The sequence below is a fragment of the Shewanella chilikensis genome, assembly GCF_037953065.1.
Taxonomy (GTDB): Bacteria; Pseudomonadota; Gammaproteobacteria; order Enterobacterales; family Shewanellaceae; genus Shewanella; species Shewanella chilikensis.
Genome location: NZ_CP149966.1, coordinates 900,061 through 916,582 on the forward strand (window position 1 = coordinate 900,061; position 16,522 = coordinate 916,582).

Here is a 16,522-nt window from a genome sequence, read left to right on the forward strand (position 1 = left end):
CTGTGATGATCCGAATTGAACTCACTACCTTGATCGGCAAGCTCAATGCCGTGACCAAACTCGCCATGGAAGAGGCGGCATCACTCTGTATTGCCCGTCAGAACCCGGAAGTGACCTTTATGCACCTGCTGACTTGTCTGCTGGACAATCCGTTGGGTGATGTGCGTCTGCTGCTCAAGGCCGCCGAAGTCGATGCCGAGCAGGTAAGGCAAATTGCCGGTGAAACCCTGCCAAGGGAAGAGAGCCTGGAAACCTATCCGGCATTTTCACCGCTGCTGGTCGAGCTGCTGCAGGATGCCTGGCTGCTTTCAAGCACCGAACTTGGCCAGACGGAACTGAGATCCGGCGCCATCTTCGCCGCCGCACTGATGCAGGCCGAGCGTTACCTGCCAAGGGATCTCGCCACTCTGCTTGGCAGCATTAATCGCGAAACCCTGAGACGGGAATTCAATACCCTGACTCAGGCTTCATCCGAATCGCAAACGGTCAAGGCCGAACGCGGCGCACCGGTACTGAATGAGGCCCAATCGTCGCTGGCCAAATACACCAGCAACTTTACCGAGTTGGCCCGCAAAGGCGAGCTGGATCCTGTATTGTGCCGGGATGATGAGATCAACCTGATGATCGACATCTTAAGCCGCCGCCGCAAGAACAACCCGATAGTGGTTGGTGATGCCGGTGTGGGCAAGAGTGCCGTGGTGGAAGGTTTGGCGCTGCGAATTTGTGACGGCCGGGTGCCGGATGCGCTCAAGGGGGTGCAGCTGTTGTCGCTGGATCTAGGTCTGTTGCAGGCCGGCGCCGCGGTCAAGGGCGAGTTTGAAAAGCGCCTGAAGTCGATTATTGAAGAGGTCAAACAGTCGGCCGAACCCATCATACTCTTTATCGATGAAGCCCATACCATGATAGGCGCCGGTAATCAGGAAGGCGGCGGTGATGCGGCCAACCTGCTCAAACCGGCTCTGGCCCGTGGTGAGCTGCGCACCATAGGCGCCACCACCTGGAAAGAGTACAAGAAGTATTTCGAGAAAGACCCGGCGCTGAGCCGCCGTTTCCAACTGGTGAAGCTCGATGAGCCCAGTGTCGAACAGGCGGTGAATATTCTCCGTGGCCTGCACGGGGTCTATGAGTCTTCCCACAATGTATTGATCCAGGACTGCGCCCTGCGCTCAGCGGCTTATCTGTCGGCGCGCTATATCTCCGGCCGTCAGTTGCCCGATAAGGCCATCGATGTGCTGGATACCGCCTGTGCCCGTATCGCCATTAACCTCAGCAGTACCCCCAAGCGTTTGGCGGCATTGGATAACTTGCGCCATCAGCGCCATATGGAAACCGAACTGCTGGAGCGCCAGAAAAAACTCGGTCATCCGGTTGATGAAGAACGCCTGAATCATCTGCACCAAGCCCAGGAAGAAGCCGACAATGAGTATGCCGAGCTGGAATCCCTGTGGCAGCAGCAACAGGCGGGAGTCACTCAAGTAGTGGCCCTGAGACGCGCCATTCTTGATTGTGACGATGAAGCCGAGCTCGAAGGGCTGCGATTGGAGCTGCAACAGGCCGAAGAATCACTCGAAGCCATCAGTGGCGATCAACGCCTTATTTACCCTCAGGTGGATGAGGCCCAGATAGCGGCAGTCATCTCCGACTGGACCGGCGTGCCGGTATCGCAAATGAGTGGCGATGAGCTGCACAAGATAACCCATCTGCCTGAACTCTTGGGGCATAGCCTCAAAGGGCAGGATGTGGCCATTGCCCGCCTGCACAAGAATATGCTCACCGCCAGGGCAGACCTGCGCCGAGCCGGACGTCCCAAGGGCGCCTTCCTGCTGGTGGGCCCAAGTGGCGTCGGCAAGACAGAAACCGTGGTACAGATTGCCGAGCAGCTGTATGGCGGCAAGCAATTCCTGACCACTATCAATATGTCCGAATATCAGGAGAAACACACTGTCTCCCGGCTGATAGGCTCGCCTCCCGGGTATGTCGGTTTCGGTGAGGGCGGTATTCTGACCGAGTCCATCCGCAAGATGCCTTACTCCATAGTGCTGCTCGATGAGGTGGAAAAGGCGCATCCGGATGTGCTGAACCTCTTTTATCAGGCGTTCGACAAGGGCGAATTGGCCGATGGCGAAGGCCGGTTGATTGACTGCCAGAATGTGCTGTTTTTCCTGACCTCCAACCTGGGCTATCAGACGATAGTGGACTACAGCGCCCAGCCAGAGCTGCTGGACGACAAGCTCTACCCTGAGCTGGCGGCCTTCTTCAAGCCTGCGCTGCTGGCGCGAATGGAGATAGTGCCCTATCTGCCGCTGGGTGAAGAGGTGCTCAAGGAGATCATTCACTACAAGCTGGCGTCGCTGGAGCAGCGTTTGCTGGAGCGTTACAAGGCCAAGGTGCATTGTGACGAGGCTCTGGTAGATGAAATCATGCGCCGCGCGACCCGCAGTGAAAACGGCGCCCGGATGCTGGAAGCCATCATAGACGGCCAGGTACTGCCGCCCTTATCGCTGTCGCTGCTCAACAAGCTGGCGGCCAAAGAGGAGGTCAGTGAGATCCATCTGGGCTGCCGTGACGGTGAGTTCTTCGGAGAGGCGCGATAGTGGTGACTGAGCAGTGGTTGGAACAGGCGGCAAAATTGCTGGAATGCCAGCAGTTTGATGGGCTGTTGCAGCAGTTTCTCGATACTTTGGCATTGGAGCTGGGGCTGGATAACCATCTGTTTCTGGCGCCGGGCTTCGATGGTCGGGAACTCAAGCCACTGTCCTGCCTTGGCCTGTGCGAAGGGATCTCATTGCAGGCGCTTTGTTTGGCGGTTACCGACTTTCGTCATCCGTTTGCCCATGTGTTGCAGACAGGCGAAGCCATGCTGCTGAACAAGGCCCGGCTCGCCTACTGGCAGGAGCACAGCGGCTTTGTCAGCCTGTGCGATCGGGTCGGCAAGGAGCAGGCACTGCTGCTTTTCCCGCTGAGCCATGAGGGCCATGTGCGGGCTATCCTCTGCCTGCGTCTGGCTGAGCAACAGGGCAGTGGTCTGCTTGTCCGTCAGGACTGGCAGCAATATGCCGCCGTGTTTATGCGCCACTGGCAGTTGCTGGATAAGTTGTTGCGGCAGAATTCAGATCAGTCTCAGCTGTCGAGCTCGCTCGATGAACTGCGTCGCCAGCAGCAACAACATGATGCCATGCAACAACTTGGCAAGAACCTGGTGGGCGACAGCCAGGCCATGAGTCAGCTCAGGCAGGAGATAGTGCGCGGCGCGGCCTCACTGTTGTCTGTGTTGGTGCAGGGCGAAACGGGGACGGGCAAAGAACTGGTGGCCCGGGCGATACACGACTTTTCCGAACGCAGCGGCAAACCTTTCGTGGCGATCAACTGCGCCGCAATACCGGAAAACCTGCTGGAGTCCGAGCTGTTCGGTTACGCCAAGGGGGCCTTTTCCGGTGCCGACAAGGATAAGCAGGGGCTGATAGCCCAGGCGCACCAAGGCACGCTTTTTTTAGATGAAATCGGTGATATGCCTTTGAATCTGCAGTCCAAGTTACTGCGGGTACTGGAGACGGGGCACTACCGGGCACTGGGAGGCAACAAGGAGATCTACGCCGATTTTCGCTTGGTGGCCGCTACCCATGTGAACCTCAAGGAGCAGATCCACAGTGGCGAGTTCCGTCGCGATCTCTTCTACCGCTTGTGCCAGTTTCCACTGCAGGTACCGGCGCTCAGGGAGCGGCTCGAGGATATCCCCGATTTGGCGGCGCACTTTATTGCACTGTTCAATCAGAGTCAGCAGCGACAGATCCCCGGCATCCGCTTCAGTGCCCTCAATCGGCTGAAGAACCACGGCTACCCGGGCAATGTCCGCGAGCTGCGCAATATGCTGGATTATGCCTGCGCCCTCACAGCCGACGGTGTCGAGATAGATACCGCGTCTTTGCCGGCGACGGATTCGGAAATGCCCAAGCCGCAATTGCCTACCGAAGAGGGGCAGGAGTTTGAGGCCATTTCCGATCTCAGGCTGGCGGTAGCTCAGTTTGAGCGGGCGGTGATCAGCGCCAGATTGAAGGCCTGCAACGGTGACAGAGCCAAGGCGGCTGTCAGTCTGGGAATGCCGAAACGCACCTTTTCCCACAAATGCCAGAAGTTGGAGATTAACGAATAATGTCAAGGATTCAAGGCGTTATATTTTTATGCCTGTGGGGGCTGGCCGCTTCGGCTCAGGCCTCGGACGACACAGTGGCCAAGGCAGAGGCTTGTACCCAAATCCCCTCCAGACTGGAGCGACTGGCTTGTTTCGATGAGCTGTTCAACACTCCGGTGGTAACCGTGGTGCCGCAGCAAACCACTGACAGCAGCCCTTATCCCGAGGCGTTTCAGGTCGCCATGGCGTCCGAGAAAAATCGTCAGCAGGGCATGGCCTTTATTGCCGGGCATCAAGCGGATGCCGTAGAAGATCTCTGGTTGACCGCACCCGCCATAGGCGCCTTGCCACCGCGTCCGGTACTTATGCTCAGCTGCATCGACGATATCAGCCGGGTCGAGCTGATGTTGCCCACGGCGCTGGAAGATGGCTGGGCCCAGGTAGGGCTACAGATCAACGGCATCGAGCAGCAATCGCAGCGCTGGCTCAGTGATGATACCGGCTATATCTTCCGCACCGGCCGCGGCCTGCCGGCCATTCAGGTGATGAAAACCCTGATCCGCGGCGACGATGTGCGCCTGCGTTCGGCCAACAAGGCGATAGACGGCTTGCAGTTTGATACCCGAGAACTTGGCAGTGCGCTCAAGCCACTGCGTCAATCTTGCAGGTGGTGATAGATGGATCTGAATCAATACCTGGATAAAGTCAGCCGCCCCATCAGTGAGGCCAATCCCATAGGAGAGCGCCTCAGCGATGATGTGCTGTTTGACTATGTGGAAGGCCAGATGATGAAGGTGGGGTCGCTTTCGCATTCCGAAGTGCAATGGCACGAGGTGGAGAGTGCGGCCTTAAAGTTGCTGGAAACCAAGAGCAAGGATTTAAAACTGCTCACCTATTTGCTGCAATGCCTGCAGCATCAGTGCAGTTTGGAGCGTTTCTCCTGTTCGCTGGCACTGCTGGAGCGTTTTATGGCCTCCTTCTGGGAGACTTGCCATCCGGCGCCGGGCCCCAGAGGCGTGTTGCCCAGGCGCAAGTTTTTCGCCCAAATAGTGCAGCGAACCCTGAAAGCAGCCGAAGGGCTGGATACCGATTTTTGCGATCCCGACACCAAGTCGGTATTGCTGCAGTCTTTCAAGGCTCTGTGTGATACTGCGGCCGCCAAAGAGTTGCCTGTGGATGAACTGCAGGCCCTGGAGGCCAAGCTCAAGCGCCGTTTCAGCAGTGAGCCTGCCAACAAGCCCAAACCCGCGCAGGAATCCAGCGCCGGTGAAAGCCGCAGTAGCAGTGAAAGCAGGGATATGCCTAGGCTGGAGATAGACAACAGCAGTGACAAGGCGACCAAGCAAGCTCTGCTCAAGGTGGCAGACTTTATCGCCGAAAATCCGGCGGGCATGGCGCTTGGCCTCAGGCTCAGACGCTTTGCCATCTGGTTCAGTGTGACCTCGGCGCCGGAAAATGCCAATGCCAAGGGCGAAACCAGCCTGATGCCGATCTCTGCCGACAGAGTGGCCGAGTATCGCAGCCAGTTGGCCAAGAGTCCGGATCTGGCGCTGCTCAGACGCATAGAGCAGAGCCTTAGCCTGAGTCCTTTCTGGATTGACGGTCACTGTCTTAGTGCCCAATTGGCACAGACCTTGGGGCAGCCGGCCTGGGCTCAGGCGATTCTGGAGGAGACGGCAGCCTTTGTTGAACGTCTGCCTGCGCTTTTGGATATGTCGTTCAAAGGCGGCGTGCCTTTTGTTTCCAAAGAAACCCGCAGTTGGCTCAACGGCAGCGAACAGCAGGGTTCAGGCTCGGCCGAAGGCAACAGTTACGAGCAGGAAATTTGGGAACTGGCCGCCAGTGGCGGGTTGTCGCTGGCATTTGCGGCGCTCAACGAAAAACTGCACAAGGCCACTGAGCCGAGGGACAAGTTCTATCTGCGGCTGCTGGGGGCCGACTTGAAAGACAAACATCAGTTAGGGGCTATGGCAGAGGTGGAGTACCAAGTGCTGCTTGGCCAGGCCACGGACACCAGTCTGGCGGATTGGGAGCCGGGTCTGATGTCTCGTTTACAACAAAAAGTCAATCTGAGTTAGGTACAGGGAAATGTATATGTGGTCGATGATCAAATCCTTTTTGAGGAAACTGTTGCCGGAACTGAAGTCGGCGCTGCCCATTTTGCTGGTGGCTATCTTCGTTCTGGTCAATGTGGCGATTTGGTGGGCGGGCCCCTGGCTGGAGCTGGACGGTGAGAAACCGTTGGCATCGACAACGGCCCGAATTATAGCCAGCACCATCTTCTCCCTGTCCTGCTTTACTATTTGGGGCTGGGTGCAGTGGCGTCGTTTGCTGCGTATCGGCGCCTTGAAGGTCAGGGAGCAGCAGCTCAAGGAAGACCCGGTGAAGATCCTGGTGGAACGCCAGGAGCAGGAACTCAACGAGGTGATGGTGGGCATGAAAGAAAGCCTCAACACCCGTAATTACCTGTACGCCTTGCCTTGGTTCCTGGTGCTTGGGGTGGAAAACGCCGGTAAGACCAGCCTGATTAACCGCTCCGGGCAGAAGTTTGTTTTCTCTTCCGTTATGCGCGCCTCGGGCAAGAAGTCTGAAAACCCTTTCTCTTTTGACTGGTGGATAGGTGACGATGCCGTACTGATTGACCCGGACGGTGAGCTGTTGACCCAGAAGCCTTCGGTAACCAGCCCGGATGGCGAGACAGAGCGCCGCCTGTGGTTGCACTTTGTCGAGTGGCTGGAGCGCACCCGCAGTCGCCGCCCCCTGAACGGCGTGGTGTTGGCGCTGGATATGGCCAGCCTGGTCAGCGATCCTGTGGCTGAACGCAAGGCCTACGCCCACTTGTTGCGTGCCAGATTGCGCGAGCTGATGGAAACCCTGTCAACTCGTCTGCCCGTGTATATCACCCTGACCAAACTGGATCTGCTGCTGGGATTCGAGCCCTTCTTCCGCCATTTCACCCAGGCGCAGCGAGATGAGATCCTAGGTTTCACCTTCTCCCTGAACTCGGTCAACGATCTCGACAGCTGGCTCAATGAGTTTGACCGGGATTGGCAAGGCTTTATTCAGCGCATCAATGCCGGCTTGCCAAGGGCGCTGCTGCAGTGCCGCGACAAGGAAGAACGCTCGGCCATCTACAGCTTCTCACGCCAGATTGCCGGTGCCCACAAGGTGCTGCGTGAGTTTTTCGTCGATGCGTTGGCAAGCGATCAGTTCTCGACCTCGGCACTGGTGCGCGGGGTTTATATGACCTCTGTTTACCAGCAAGGGGTGCCGACAGATGCCTATGTGGATGGTGCTTCCCGCCGTTATGGCCTGAGTGAGTCGGTCAACAGTGCCCAGCGCAGTGAAAACTCTACTCCCTATTTCACCCGTTCGCTTTTTACCCGCATTATATATCCGGAAGCGGGTCTGGCTTCGGACAACTTCAAGGTGGCCAAGCAAAAACGCCGCATCATGGCGCTGTCCTTTGTGGCTTGCTCTATCGCCTCAGTGCTCTTGATTGGCAGCTGGCACAGATACTACCTGCTCAACAGCGCTCAGGCCGATGCCGTGCTGAGTAAGGTGAATGAATACAACGAGCTTATCGATAACACCAATTTCGATCCGCTGGCTCGCAATGTGATCCCGCCACTGAACACCATTCGGGCGGCTACCCTGGAGTTTGGTTTCTTCCGTGACAAGCCGAGGTTAATCTCAGATCTCGGCCTCTACCAGGGTCACACCATAGGACCCAAGGTGGAAGAGACCTATCTGAACCTGCTGTCCTATCGTTATCTGCCGATACTGCTCCGGCAAGTGGCACGGGATCTGGCCGATGCGCCAGAAGGCAGTGATGAAAAGCTGGCGGTATTGCGGGTATTCAGAATGCTGGCCGACAAGAGTGGCCGCCGCGACAGCTTTGTTCGCGAATACTTTGCCGATGTTTGGCAGAAGGCCTATGAAGGCAATCGTGAGCTGCAGACCCAACTGATGGAGCATCTGGATTATGCCTTGTTGCATACAGACTTGCAGCATGCACGGCTGGAGTCCAATCCGGACGCCGAGACTGTGCTCAAGCCATTCGATACCATGGTGGCCCAGGCCCAGAATGAGCTGAGCCTGCTGCCGATAGAACAGCGGGTATACAGATACCTCAAGTCCTCTTCCGTATCTCAGTTGGGGGCGCCGCTGGATCTGCGTTTGACCGTTGGCCCGGCCAATGAATTGGTGTTTGACTCCCAGATAGCGGCGCAGGATCCTGAGATCTTCAAGATCCCGAAAATACTCACCAAACAAGGTTTTGAGCGCTTCTTTATCCCGAGATCTGATTCAGTCGCCGAACTGGCGTTGATTGACAGCTGGGTACTCGGCCAGGCTCACAGCACAGACTTCAGCGATGCCGACAAGACGGCGCTGCGCAGCAAGATAGTGGCTCAATATCTGGCCGACTATAATGCCAGCTGGCGCCGGGCGCTGAATGGTTTTGAACTGAAGAATTTCGAAGACATCAACCAGGCGGTATTGGTACTGGATAACGTGGCCATGAGCAACAAGCCGCTATCGCGCCTGCTGGAAACGCTGGGCAGCAATACCCAGCTGTTTCCGGATATGCCGGAAGATGAGCAGGCCCGTCAGGCGCTGCTCAAATCGCCTCAGTATCGTATCGCCTCGACCATAGACGGTGACTTTGTTGAACTGAACCAGATGCTCAAGTCCCAGGACGGTAAGCCGGCTTATCTGGATGAAGTGATGCAAGCCGTGGTGCGCCTGCACGCCTATCTGCGCGGGATCCAAAACTCCCCGGATGTGGGCAAGGCGGCACTGAAGGCGGCTCAGGAAAGGCTCAAGCTCAACGACGCCGACCCTGTTTACGCGCTGGAACGTATTTCCGATGGCCTGCCCAAGCCGCTGGACTCCATGGTGTCCAAGTTGGCCAAGGAGAGCTGGAAGGTGGTGCTGCAGAGTGCTATCAAGCATCTTGAGGTGCGTTGGTATAACGAAGTGTATATGGAGTTCCAGCAGGATCTGGCATCCCGTTATCCCTTCAATCCCAAGGCCACTAAACAGGTGTCGATTGCCGATTTTGAACGTTTCTTCGGCCCGCAAGGTACGCTGAATAGCTTCTATGATCAGCAGATGCGGATGTTCCTGGAAGAAAATATGGATCAGCTCAACCAGCTGGCAGGCAGTGAAACAGGCCTGATCCGTAAAGAGGTCTTGCAGGCGATAGAGCAGGCGAAACAGATCCAGACTGCCTTCTTCAACCTCAAGGGCAACCTGGACGTACAGTTCACCCTGGAGCCACTGCAGATGAGCCCCAACAAGCGTCGTAGTGTGATCAACGTCGATGGCCAGTATGTGGAATACACCCATGGCCCACGTCGCGCCATCGAATTGGTATGGCCCAACACCCTGCGGGAAACGGCCGAGAGTAAGCTGACTTTGGTGCCAAGCGAAGTGAATATGTCACCGCGTTCCTTGAGCTACGAAGGCCCATGGGCATTCTTCAGGCTGCTCGACAGCGCCAGGATCACCGGCTCCAGTTCGACCAGTGTGGATTACCGGTTCAATGTGGATAAGGGCGATATCTCCTATCGGATCCACACGGCAGACAACAGTAATCCCTTTACCTCAAATCTGCTCAGCAACTATCAGTTGCCTAAAACACTCTACTGAGCCGCCGGGCTTCCACAGCGTGGAAGCCCAATTCCCCTGTGGGACTCAACTTAATGGAATTTGAGGTGTACCAAGTTGATACAGCAAACAACAGTGAATGCCGGATGGTTCAGAATGACCGCAGCACCGGCTCAGCTTCGGGAAGATAACCGCTATCAGCAGATGCGTAGTGAGATCAACCGGCGCCAATCTCCCTTCAGTGGTGGGACGGATTGGGAAAAGGTCTATGATCTCGCAGCCACCCTGGCGATGACAGATGGGGTGGATCTATTGGCGGCCAGCTACTTTTCGGTAGCTGCGGCCAAGACCCGCGGCATTGCCGGTTTGGCATCCGGACTGGAGTTACTGTTAACCGTGTTGGCGCACTCGAAAGAGATGGGCACTATCAGCCCGGAAAAGTGCGCCGAAATACTGAACTGGGCCATAGGTAAGTTGTTGCCGGAGCTCAAGGATATGCAGGCTACTGAAGGCAATATCCGTGAGTGGTATCGTTGTGAATATGCCTGTCAGCAGCTGTTTGAGCTGATGCAGGTGCGTCAACCCAAGCAGATGCCAAACCTGGATGCGCTCGGCTTTCAAATCTTCGACAAGATTGATGGCGTTAAACAACCGGCCAAGCGACCCGCTGTTGCCACAAGTGCTCAGCAGCAGGCTAATTCCAAGGGGCTGAGTTGGCCGCTGGGACTAATCCTCTTGTTGCTGGCATTGACGGCGGGACACTTTGCCGAACCTTTGGGGCTGGTCATAGGGCAGAAGTTCTGGCCGGAGCGATTTGCGCCCAAGCCACCCGAGCAGGTGACCCAGTTGCCGACTGAAACGGCATTGCCGCTGTGGCAGAAGATAGACCAGCTATTTGGCGCCGCACCTTTGGCCAACGATGAGCCATATGTTTATCCCGAGCAGGTAGATTATCTGTTGGAGCTGGACAAGTATTTCCAGCGTTTTGCCGCCAGTCGCACCCGAGCGGCCAACTTAAGCAAAGAGTTACAGCAATGGCAGGGGCTTGATGCCAACAAACTCAGTGCGCTGCAGCGTCAGTCACGGGATATGGCCGAGTATGCCAGCAGCCTGTCCCCCGTGTTGGCCAGAGCCTACTTCATCGATGAGCTGCTCAAGCAACAGCAAAATGAGCGGGCAGCTCAGGAGCTGACACTGCTGGACAGGCAACTGAAATCCCTGCTGATCAAGCGCACTTTGTTGGCCCAGAGTTTGGGGCTCACTCAGGCTTCTGGCGTTACAAATGACCCGGCAGTCCAAACCGCCTCAGGTTCAGATAAGGCGCCAATGGCGGCGGGCTCAGATAGGGCTAATGTCCAAGAAGCGGCCGACGTTCAAGATGTTGTTATGTAATACAAGAATTCACCCGGTTGGCCCTTGTATTCGCTCTTGAGCTCTGGCCTTTGGCGGCTTTTGGCAACTCTTTTGGGCCACTCAATTTGGGCAAAAACTGGCCTGGAGAGAGGAGGTGGGTTTGGATGTTTTTGTAAAACAGTATGTTACGATTTGGCATGCTTCTGGCGTTGGGTGATGGGGTTTTATCACTCATTCAACAGTAAAAGGAACTAACCATGCCAACACCATGTTATATCTCTATCGAAGGTCAAACCCAGGGCAACATCACCGCAGGCGCCTCAGGGCGACTCATTGCTTCCTTACGACAAGCCCAAACATCCGCCGCACCCTCGTACCATTGCCACGGGTTCGGGCAGTGTTTTTATCTATGGTAAACCCGCTGCCTGAATCGGCGATGTAGTTAACTGCAGTGGTAATCTGGTGGGCGTGGTAATGTGAATATCGGTTGAGAACAGAGAGGTAAAAAAGGCCCTTGGGGCTGGTTCGTTCCATTGCCCTTCTGTATGATGTCGGCCTTAAAAAACCATTCAGTTTCATAGAGGTATTGAAATGGAAGTCAATCAAGAACCAAGTCAGCGTCGGGGTGCAAAAAAAATCAGATTCGATAATCAGGAGTTGGTGAAAACCAGCTTTTGGGTCAGCCAGATTTTTATGATTATCGCTACGGTTGCCGGGGTTTATTTGGCAGCGCAGGAAGGTCTGTCACAGGCGATTAAGTTTGATAGCCTGACCAATATGCAAAACAATTATCATCTGCAGCATTCTCTCTATGAGGAGCTGAAAGACAATGTCGCGGTGATGACTGCGTACACTGAGCTTATTGAGAAAGAAAAACCCTATAATATTAAAGAATATCATCCGGTTATGGCTGACTTTATCTGGGAAAATATGAAGTACTCGGCCTATACCTTGGAAACCCCAAGCGATATTCTCTCAGGCGCCCGCCGTTTTTATATGGGGTCTGCTGATATTGTCGGTAAGATTGAACGTAAGTTCTATGGCCCCAGCTTTGGTTCCAAACAGCTGCGATCCCTGATTGAAGAAGTGGAAACCCACACCTTACCCAAGTTGGAACAGAGTTATAAGAAGATGGCCGATGAGCTAAAGCGCGCCGGGATCGACGTTAACTGACAACTCAGGTTGTTACTTGGGAATTGGCCGACGGATAACCAGGTTTTTCTGACTCACAATGACAGGTTAAATACCATCATTGGGAGTTGCTATGGAAAGGAAATCTGAGCCGGTATCAAACGGTCGTAAAATTCATTTTGACAATAGTGAGCTGGTGAAAACCAGCTTCTGGGTGAGTCAGCTGTTGATGGTGCTGGCAACGGTTTTGGGGGTTTATCTGGCTGCGCAGCAGGGGCTGTCACAGGCGATTAAGTTTGACTCTCTGGTTAATACCCAGAATAACTATCATCTGCAGCGTGCCTTGTATGATGAAGTGCGGGATAACTTGCATGAACTGGAAGCCTATATGGCGGACATAGATAAACAGAGACCACTGGACTTGAGGTCATTGCATCCCCAGCTCAGTGATTTTGTTTGGCAAAACATGTATTACTCGGCCAATGCGCTGGAAACACCGGCTGAGATCCTGACCGCTATCCGCAGGTTCAGAATTGAATCTGCCCAGCTGATTGAAAAAATGGAAAAGCAAGAGTTGAGTCGTGGTGTCGGTACAACCAGGTTAAGAGCCTTGGTAGGGAAGATTTCGGCCGACACTTTGCCTAAGCTGCAACTGAATTTTCAGCGTATGGAGCTTGAGTTGCAGCGTAGTGGCATGGATGTGAATATCACAGAGGAATAATCCATGAGTTTAAAATGTCCCGGATGTTACAGCGAATCGATGCGCACCTTCGAACTTTATGGTGAGCAGGTGGACAGCTGCAATCACTGTGAAGGTATCTGGTTTGATAATGGCGAGCTTAATGGCGCGCTGTCAACAGCCGACAATGGCAATGATCATGTGCGCATTGAAGAGTCGCTCGGGCCTCATCTTGGGCTTTCCAAGCGGCACTGCATGCACTGTGAAGAACAGATGCACAGATACCATCTGATGGACGGCTATCAGATAGAGCTGGATGTCTGCCACAGTTGCAATGGCGTCTGGGTCGATAAAGACGAAAGGAATAAAGTGGTGCAGTCCCCAAGGTTGCAGGGGCTGTTGGCGGAGTTGAATGGCAAGATCAGTGTCAAAACCTGGCTGTTTCAGTTTCTGTCGCAAATGCCGGTGGAGTTCAATCTCAAAACCCGCTCACAACCTGCAATCACCTACCTGCTGCTGGCACTCAATATCATGATCTTTGCCGCTTATGGCACAGACTTGGACATAGCTGATACCGTGTTTGCCAACTTTGCCCTGCGGGCCGATGAGGTGTTGCACGGCAGCCATGTATGGACCCTGTTCAGCCATATGTTCCTTCACGGTGATTTGATCCACCTGGCGGGCAATATGTATTTCCTCTATGTGGTTGGCGACAATCTGGAAGACGCCTTGGGACGCATGAGGTTCCTCGGGCTTTATCTGCTTTGTGGCCTGGCGGCTGCGGCGGTGCAGATTATTGCCGATCCCGGCTCCAATATCCCCATGGTGGGTGCCAGTGGCGCCATTGCCGGCCTGTTCGGTATGTATCTATTGTGGTTCCGTCATGCCAGCCTGACCTTTATGTTTGTTGTCTACCAGAAGAAGCTGTCGCCTATGGCTTTCTTTGCCATCTGGCTGGTATTCAACGTGGTTGGTTTGATGATGGCCGGTGAAGGCGTGGCTTACTGGGCTCATATCGGTGGCTTTGTTATGGGACTTATCCTTGGGGTTGGCCTCAAATCCAGAGTGATGCAGCAAAATCCCTTGCTGGCGATGCTTAATGAGCCAGAGGTGAAGATCCGTCGCTGAGTTTCAGTTAGGTTCGTAGGTAAGGTGCGAATAAGTCCTCGTGGCACTCTCTTATGTAGAGAGTGGCTTGCACAGCAATTAGCGTTCAAGGCATCCGACTGAAGGCATGCCGGGGCCTGTCGAAGTCGGCCTTCTTCAATAAACCCCGGTCAGTTCTCTGAGCGGGGTTTATTTTATGCCTCTGAAAAATATTGCGCTTTTTTCCAAGGCAGTGTTATTGTCGACAAATGGGTGTTTTGAGATCTGGATCACAAATGAGCCGAATCGAGAGGTGGTTTGCATTATTGCTGGTCAGTATTTTGCTGACGGGCACTCTTGCAGCTATCCCCAAGGCCCATTCTCAGCAGGTTTCTCTGGTACCGGTTTCAGCCTCAATACCTCTGGCGGTGCAGGGAGATAGTTCCCAAGGCCTGTTCCTCAAGACGCTGATAGATTCTCAGGAGCCGACGCTTCCGAAACAGAAATCTACTCATCTGGCGCCTTCGGCCGAGTTGGTATTGCGTCTGCCTTCGCTGGCGTCACTGCAGTCCCATGCACTGCATGTATTTCCTCAGGCACAGACCCGCGCACCGCCATTTGCCCTCATTTGAAAACCGTCTTTCGGGTTCGCACTAATGCGAAGCCCGGCAACCCAGTTTCCAAGTGAGGTAATAACATGAAAACACTTCATCCTTTTGCGATTGCCAGCAACGACAGGCTGCAAGCCTCTGCTTTAGCCAATCAACTCAACCCTTATGACAATGCCTTAGAGGCCATGATGGACTTCAGCCACAGTGCGCGTATGGTCATCAGTGCCGATATGCCGGCGCCTGATGCCTCAGCCCTGATGCAGAGTGAACACAGCGCATTGCACTTTGTCATTAATGCACGTCATGAGATGCTGGGCATTATCACCCAGGAATTGTTGGCGCCGGACAATCTGCTCAAGCTTGTCGACAAGGCCCACCAACCTTCCTCCTGGACGGTATTTGATTTGATGCTGCCAAGAGAGCAACTGCAGGCACTGGCCTATGATGAGGTTGCCAACGCCAGTGTCGCCGATGTGCTGCAGAGCCTGCGTCACAGCCGCGATAACTATTTTGCTGTGGTCGATACCCAGACCCATCAGATCCGCGGATTGTTGAGCCTGGCCGATATCAGCCATCGTTTGAATGTCGGCCAGTTGAGGGAAGACAAGGGCGGCAATCTGCTGAATATTCTGCGGCAGATAAACACCAGTCATGGCCTGGTTCAGCAGATAGCCTGATTTCGGCCCTGTTGCCAATAATGTGTTTGATAGAGGTCCGGCAGCCTCGGCGCGCCGGGCCTATTATTGCAGTTCCCACCACTCCCAGCTTTCCAGCTGATAGGTTTCGGCCAGTTCCAGCGCCTTGGCATGAGCTGCTTTTGCCCCAAGGCTGTCGCCTTCAGCCGCCAGTTCCAGCGCCTTGGCATGAGCTGCTTTTGCCCCAAGGCTGTCGCCTTCAGCCGCCAGTGCCAGGCTCAGTTGTTGCTGCCAATCGGCCTGGGTTGCGCCCACTCTTGAGGTCATCAGCAAGAGTTCCTTGGCCTAATGCGGTTCACAATAAGTGAACGGCATTAGGCCCAGAGTGGCCTTTAACTTGTTGGCGAATATAGTGTTTTGTCTATGGTGTCTGATTTCAGCGGCGGCGTCTGCTGACGGCGGCGACACCGGCAAAGGCCAGGAACAACCAACCCAGGCTGCCTCCTTCATCTTGCTTGGCATCTTTTTCGGTAGCCAGGAAATTGATCAGATCGGTCAGCTCACCCAGAGTGCGAATTTCTCCCAGGTTAACCAGATATTTGTCGTTTACCACGAAGCTTGGCACGCTCTGGATGGCAAATTCATTCTGCTGCTTACGCCACAGGGCGATGACATCATTGATTTTCTTGCTGTCGGCCAAGGCATCATACTGGCTGACATCGACGCCGTTGGCGGCGAACAATTGTTTGATATCGTCGCGGCTATTGATAGCAGAGGTGTGCTTGTGTCCAGGGGCGGAATGGTCATGACCATGGGCTCCTTCCTCGCCCTGAATGGCGGCAAACATAGGATGAACCAGCTTATCAGTCGCGCCCAGTTCCTGCATGATGGCCAGAGACTTCATCACCTCAGTGCCCAGATCGCTGTTCATAAAGTCGACATGCTTGCTGTCAAAGCTGACTTCTTTATTGAGACCGGCCTTGATGTCCGGCAGATACTGGGTTTCCATGCTGAAGCAGTTGTGACAGTAGAAAGAGTAGAACTCGGTGAGTTTGGGTTCTTCACTGCCTTTCTTGGCTATCTGGGTATAGTGTTTACCTTCGATAAAGTCGGCGGCGTTGGCGGCCAGCGGGATCAGGGTAAGTGCCATTGCGGCAACCAGTGGCTTGAGCAAAATAATCTCCTCAGAATTGACCGGGCGCAGCGCCCTTTGCTGTCAGGTTAGTGTGACTGGCTTAATTATGACTTAAGCGTTGGTGCCTTTGGCGGTCATTTCTGTGAGCGA

13 protein-coding genes and 1 pseudogene are annotated in these 16,522 nt (G+C 54.6%); 12 read left to right on the plus strand and 2 right to left on the minus strand.

Going from position 1 to position 16,522, the window contains the following annotated elements:
- Positions 1-5: 5 nt before the first annotated feature.
- From tssH to WKR14_RS04215, 12 genes and pseudogenes are all read left to right on the plus strand, one after another.
- On the plus strand, positions 6-2,594 hold the full coding sequence (gene tssH / locus WKR14_RS04160) for a type VI secretion system ATPase TssH (protein WP_167716167.1): 2,589 nt from the start codon (positions 6-8) through the stop codon (positions 2,592-2,594).
- Positions 2,594-4,150, plus strand: coding sequence for a sigma-54 interaction domain-containing protein (locus WKR14_RS04165; RefSeq protein WP_339087417.1), 1,557 nt, complete (start codon positions 2,594-2,596; stop codon positions 4,148-4,150). Before tssH ends, WKR14_RS04165 begins: the two co-directional genes overlap by 1 nt.
- On the plus strand, positions 4,150-4,803 hold the full coding sequence (gene vasI, locus WKR14_RS04170) for a type VI secretion system-associated protein VasI (protein WP_339087418.1): 654 nt from the start codon (positions 4,150-4,152) through the stop codon (positions 4,801-4,803). Before WKR14_RS04165 ends, vasI begins: the two co-directional genes overlap by 1 nt.
- Positions 4,804-4,806: 3 nt before the next feature.
- Positions 4,807-6,207, plus strand: coding sequence for a type VI secretion system protein TssA (gene tssA, locus WKR14_RS04175; protein ID WP_339087419.1), 1,401 nt, complete (start codon positions 4,807-4,809; stop codon positions 6,205-6,207).
- Between the two features lie 16 nt (positions 6,208-6,223).
- Complete coding sequence (gene tssM, locus WKR14_RS04180; protein ID WP_339087420.1) at positions 6,224-9,784, plus strand: type VI secretion system membrane subunit TssM; 3,561 nt, start codon at positions 6,224-6,226, stop codon at positions 9,782-9,784.
- 114 nt (positions 9,785-9,898) lie between these two features.
- Complete coding sequence (locus WKR14_RS04185; RefSeq protein WP_339087421.1) at positions 9,899-11,134, plus strand: type VI secretion system ImpA family N-terminal domain-containing protein; 1,236 nt, start codon at positions 9,899-9,901, stop codon at positions 11,132-11,134.
- 218 nt (positions 11,135-11,352) lie between these two features.
- Positions 11,353-11,415 (plus strand): annotated as a pseudogene (locus WKR14_RS04190) (type VI secretion system tube protein Hcp); the annotation flags it as partial.
- Between the two features lie 271 nt (positions 11,416-11,686).
- A complete protein-coding gene (locus tag WKR14_RS04195; protein WP_101052539.1) occupies positions 11,687-12,268 on the plus strand; it encodes a hypothetical protein in 582 nt (193 codons plus the stop codon).
- A gap of 91 nt (positions 12,269-12,359) precedes the next feature.
- Positions 12,360-12,947, plus strand: coding sequence for a hypothetical protein (locus tag WKR14_RS04200; RefSeq protein ID WP_101052537.1), 588 nt, complete (start codon positions 12,360-12,362; stop codon positions 12,945-12,947).
- 3 nt (positions 12,948-12,950) lie between these two features.
- Positions 12,951-14,033, plus strand: a complete 1,083-nt coding sequence (locus WKR14_RS04205; RefSeq protein ID WP_165564523.1) for a rhomboid family intramembrane serine protease — start codon at positions 12,951-12,953, stop codon at positions 14,031-14,033.
- Between the two features lie 254 nt (positions 14,034-14,287).
- Positions 14,288-14,623 (plus strand): hypothetical protein, encoded by a 336-nt coding sequence (locus tag WKR14_RS04210; RefSeq protein ID WP_101052533.1) that lies wholly within the window; start codon positions 14,288-14,290, stop codon positions 14,621-14,623.
- A gap of 65 nt (positions 14,624-14,688) precedes the next feature.
- Entirely contained in the window at positions 14,689-15,279 is a 591-nt protein-coding gene (locus tag WKR14_RS04215; RefSeq protein WP_165564524.1) for a CBS domain-containing protein, read from the plus strand.
- 63 nt (positions 15,280-15,342) lie between these two features.
- Here WKR14_RS04215 and WKR14_RS04220 read toward each other — a convergent pair whose 3' ends face one another.
- Both WKR14_RS04220 and WKR14_RS04225 read right to left on the minus strand, forming a co-directional pair.
- Positions 15,343-15,564 (minus strand): hypothetical protein, encoded by a 222-nt coding sequence (locus tag WKR14_RS04220; RefSeq protein WP_339087422.1) that lies wholly within the window; start codon positions 15,562-15,564, stop codon positions 15,343-15,345.
- Between the two features lie 109 nt (positions 15,565-15,673).
- Positions 15,674-16,411, minus strand: coding sequence for a DsbA family protein (locus WKR14_RS04225; protein WP_165564525.1), 738 nt, complete (start codon positions 16,409-16,411; stop codon positions 15,674-15,676).
- Between the last annotated feature and the right edge of the window lie 111 nt (positions 16,412-16,522).

Coding starts and splice junctions, on each gene's coding strand:
- WKR14_RS04210 (WP_101052533.1), top strand. CDS start 14,288: ATGAGCCGAATCGAGAGGTGGTTTGCATTATTGCTGGTCAGTATTTTG.
- WKR14_RS04220 (WP_339087422.1), bottom strand. CDS start 15,564: ATGACCTCAAGAGTGGGCGCAACCCAGGCCGATTGGCAGCAACAACTG.
- vasI (WP_339087418.1), top strand. CDS start 4,150: ATGTCAAGGATTCAAGGCGTTATATTTTTATGCCTGTGGGGGCTGGCC.
- WKR14_RS04195 (WP_101052539.1), top strand. CDS start 11,687: ATGGAAGTCAATCAAGAACCAAGTCAGCGTCGGGGTGCAAAAAAAATC.
- WKR14_RS04185 (WP_339087421.1), top strand. CDS start 9,899: ATGACCGCAGCACCGGCTCAGCTTCGGGAAGATAACCGCTATCAGCAG.
- WKR14_RS04200 (WP_101052537.1), top strand. CDS start 12,360: ATGGAAAGGAAATCTGAGCCGGTATCAAACGGTCGTAAAATTCATTTT.
- tssA (WP_339087419.1), top strand. CDS start 4,807: ATGGATCTGAATCAATACCTGGATAAAGTCAGCCGCCCCATCAGTGAG.
- WKR14_RS04205 (WP_165564523.1), top strand. CDS start 12,951: ATGAGTTTAAAATGTCCCGGATGTTACAGCGAATCGATGCGCACCTTC.
- WKR14_RS04215 (WP_165564524.1), top strand. CDS start 14,689: ATGAAAACACTTCATCCTTTTGCGATTGCCAGCAACGACAGGCTGCAA.
- tssH (WP_167716167.1), top strand. CDS start 6: ATGATCCGAATTGAACTCACTACCTTGATCGGCAAGCTCAATGCCGTG.
- tssM (WP_339087420.1), top strand. CDS start 6,224: ATGTGGTCGATGATCAAATCCTTTTTGAGGAAACTGTTGCCGGAACTG.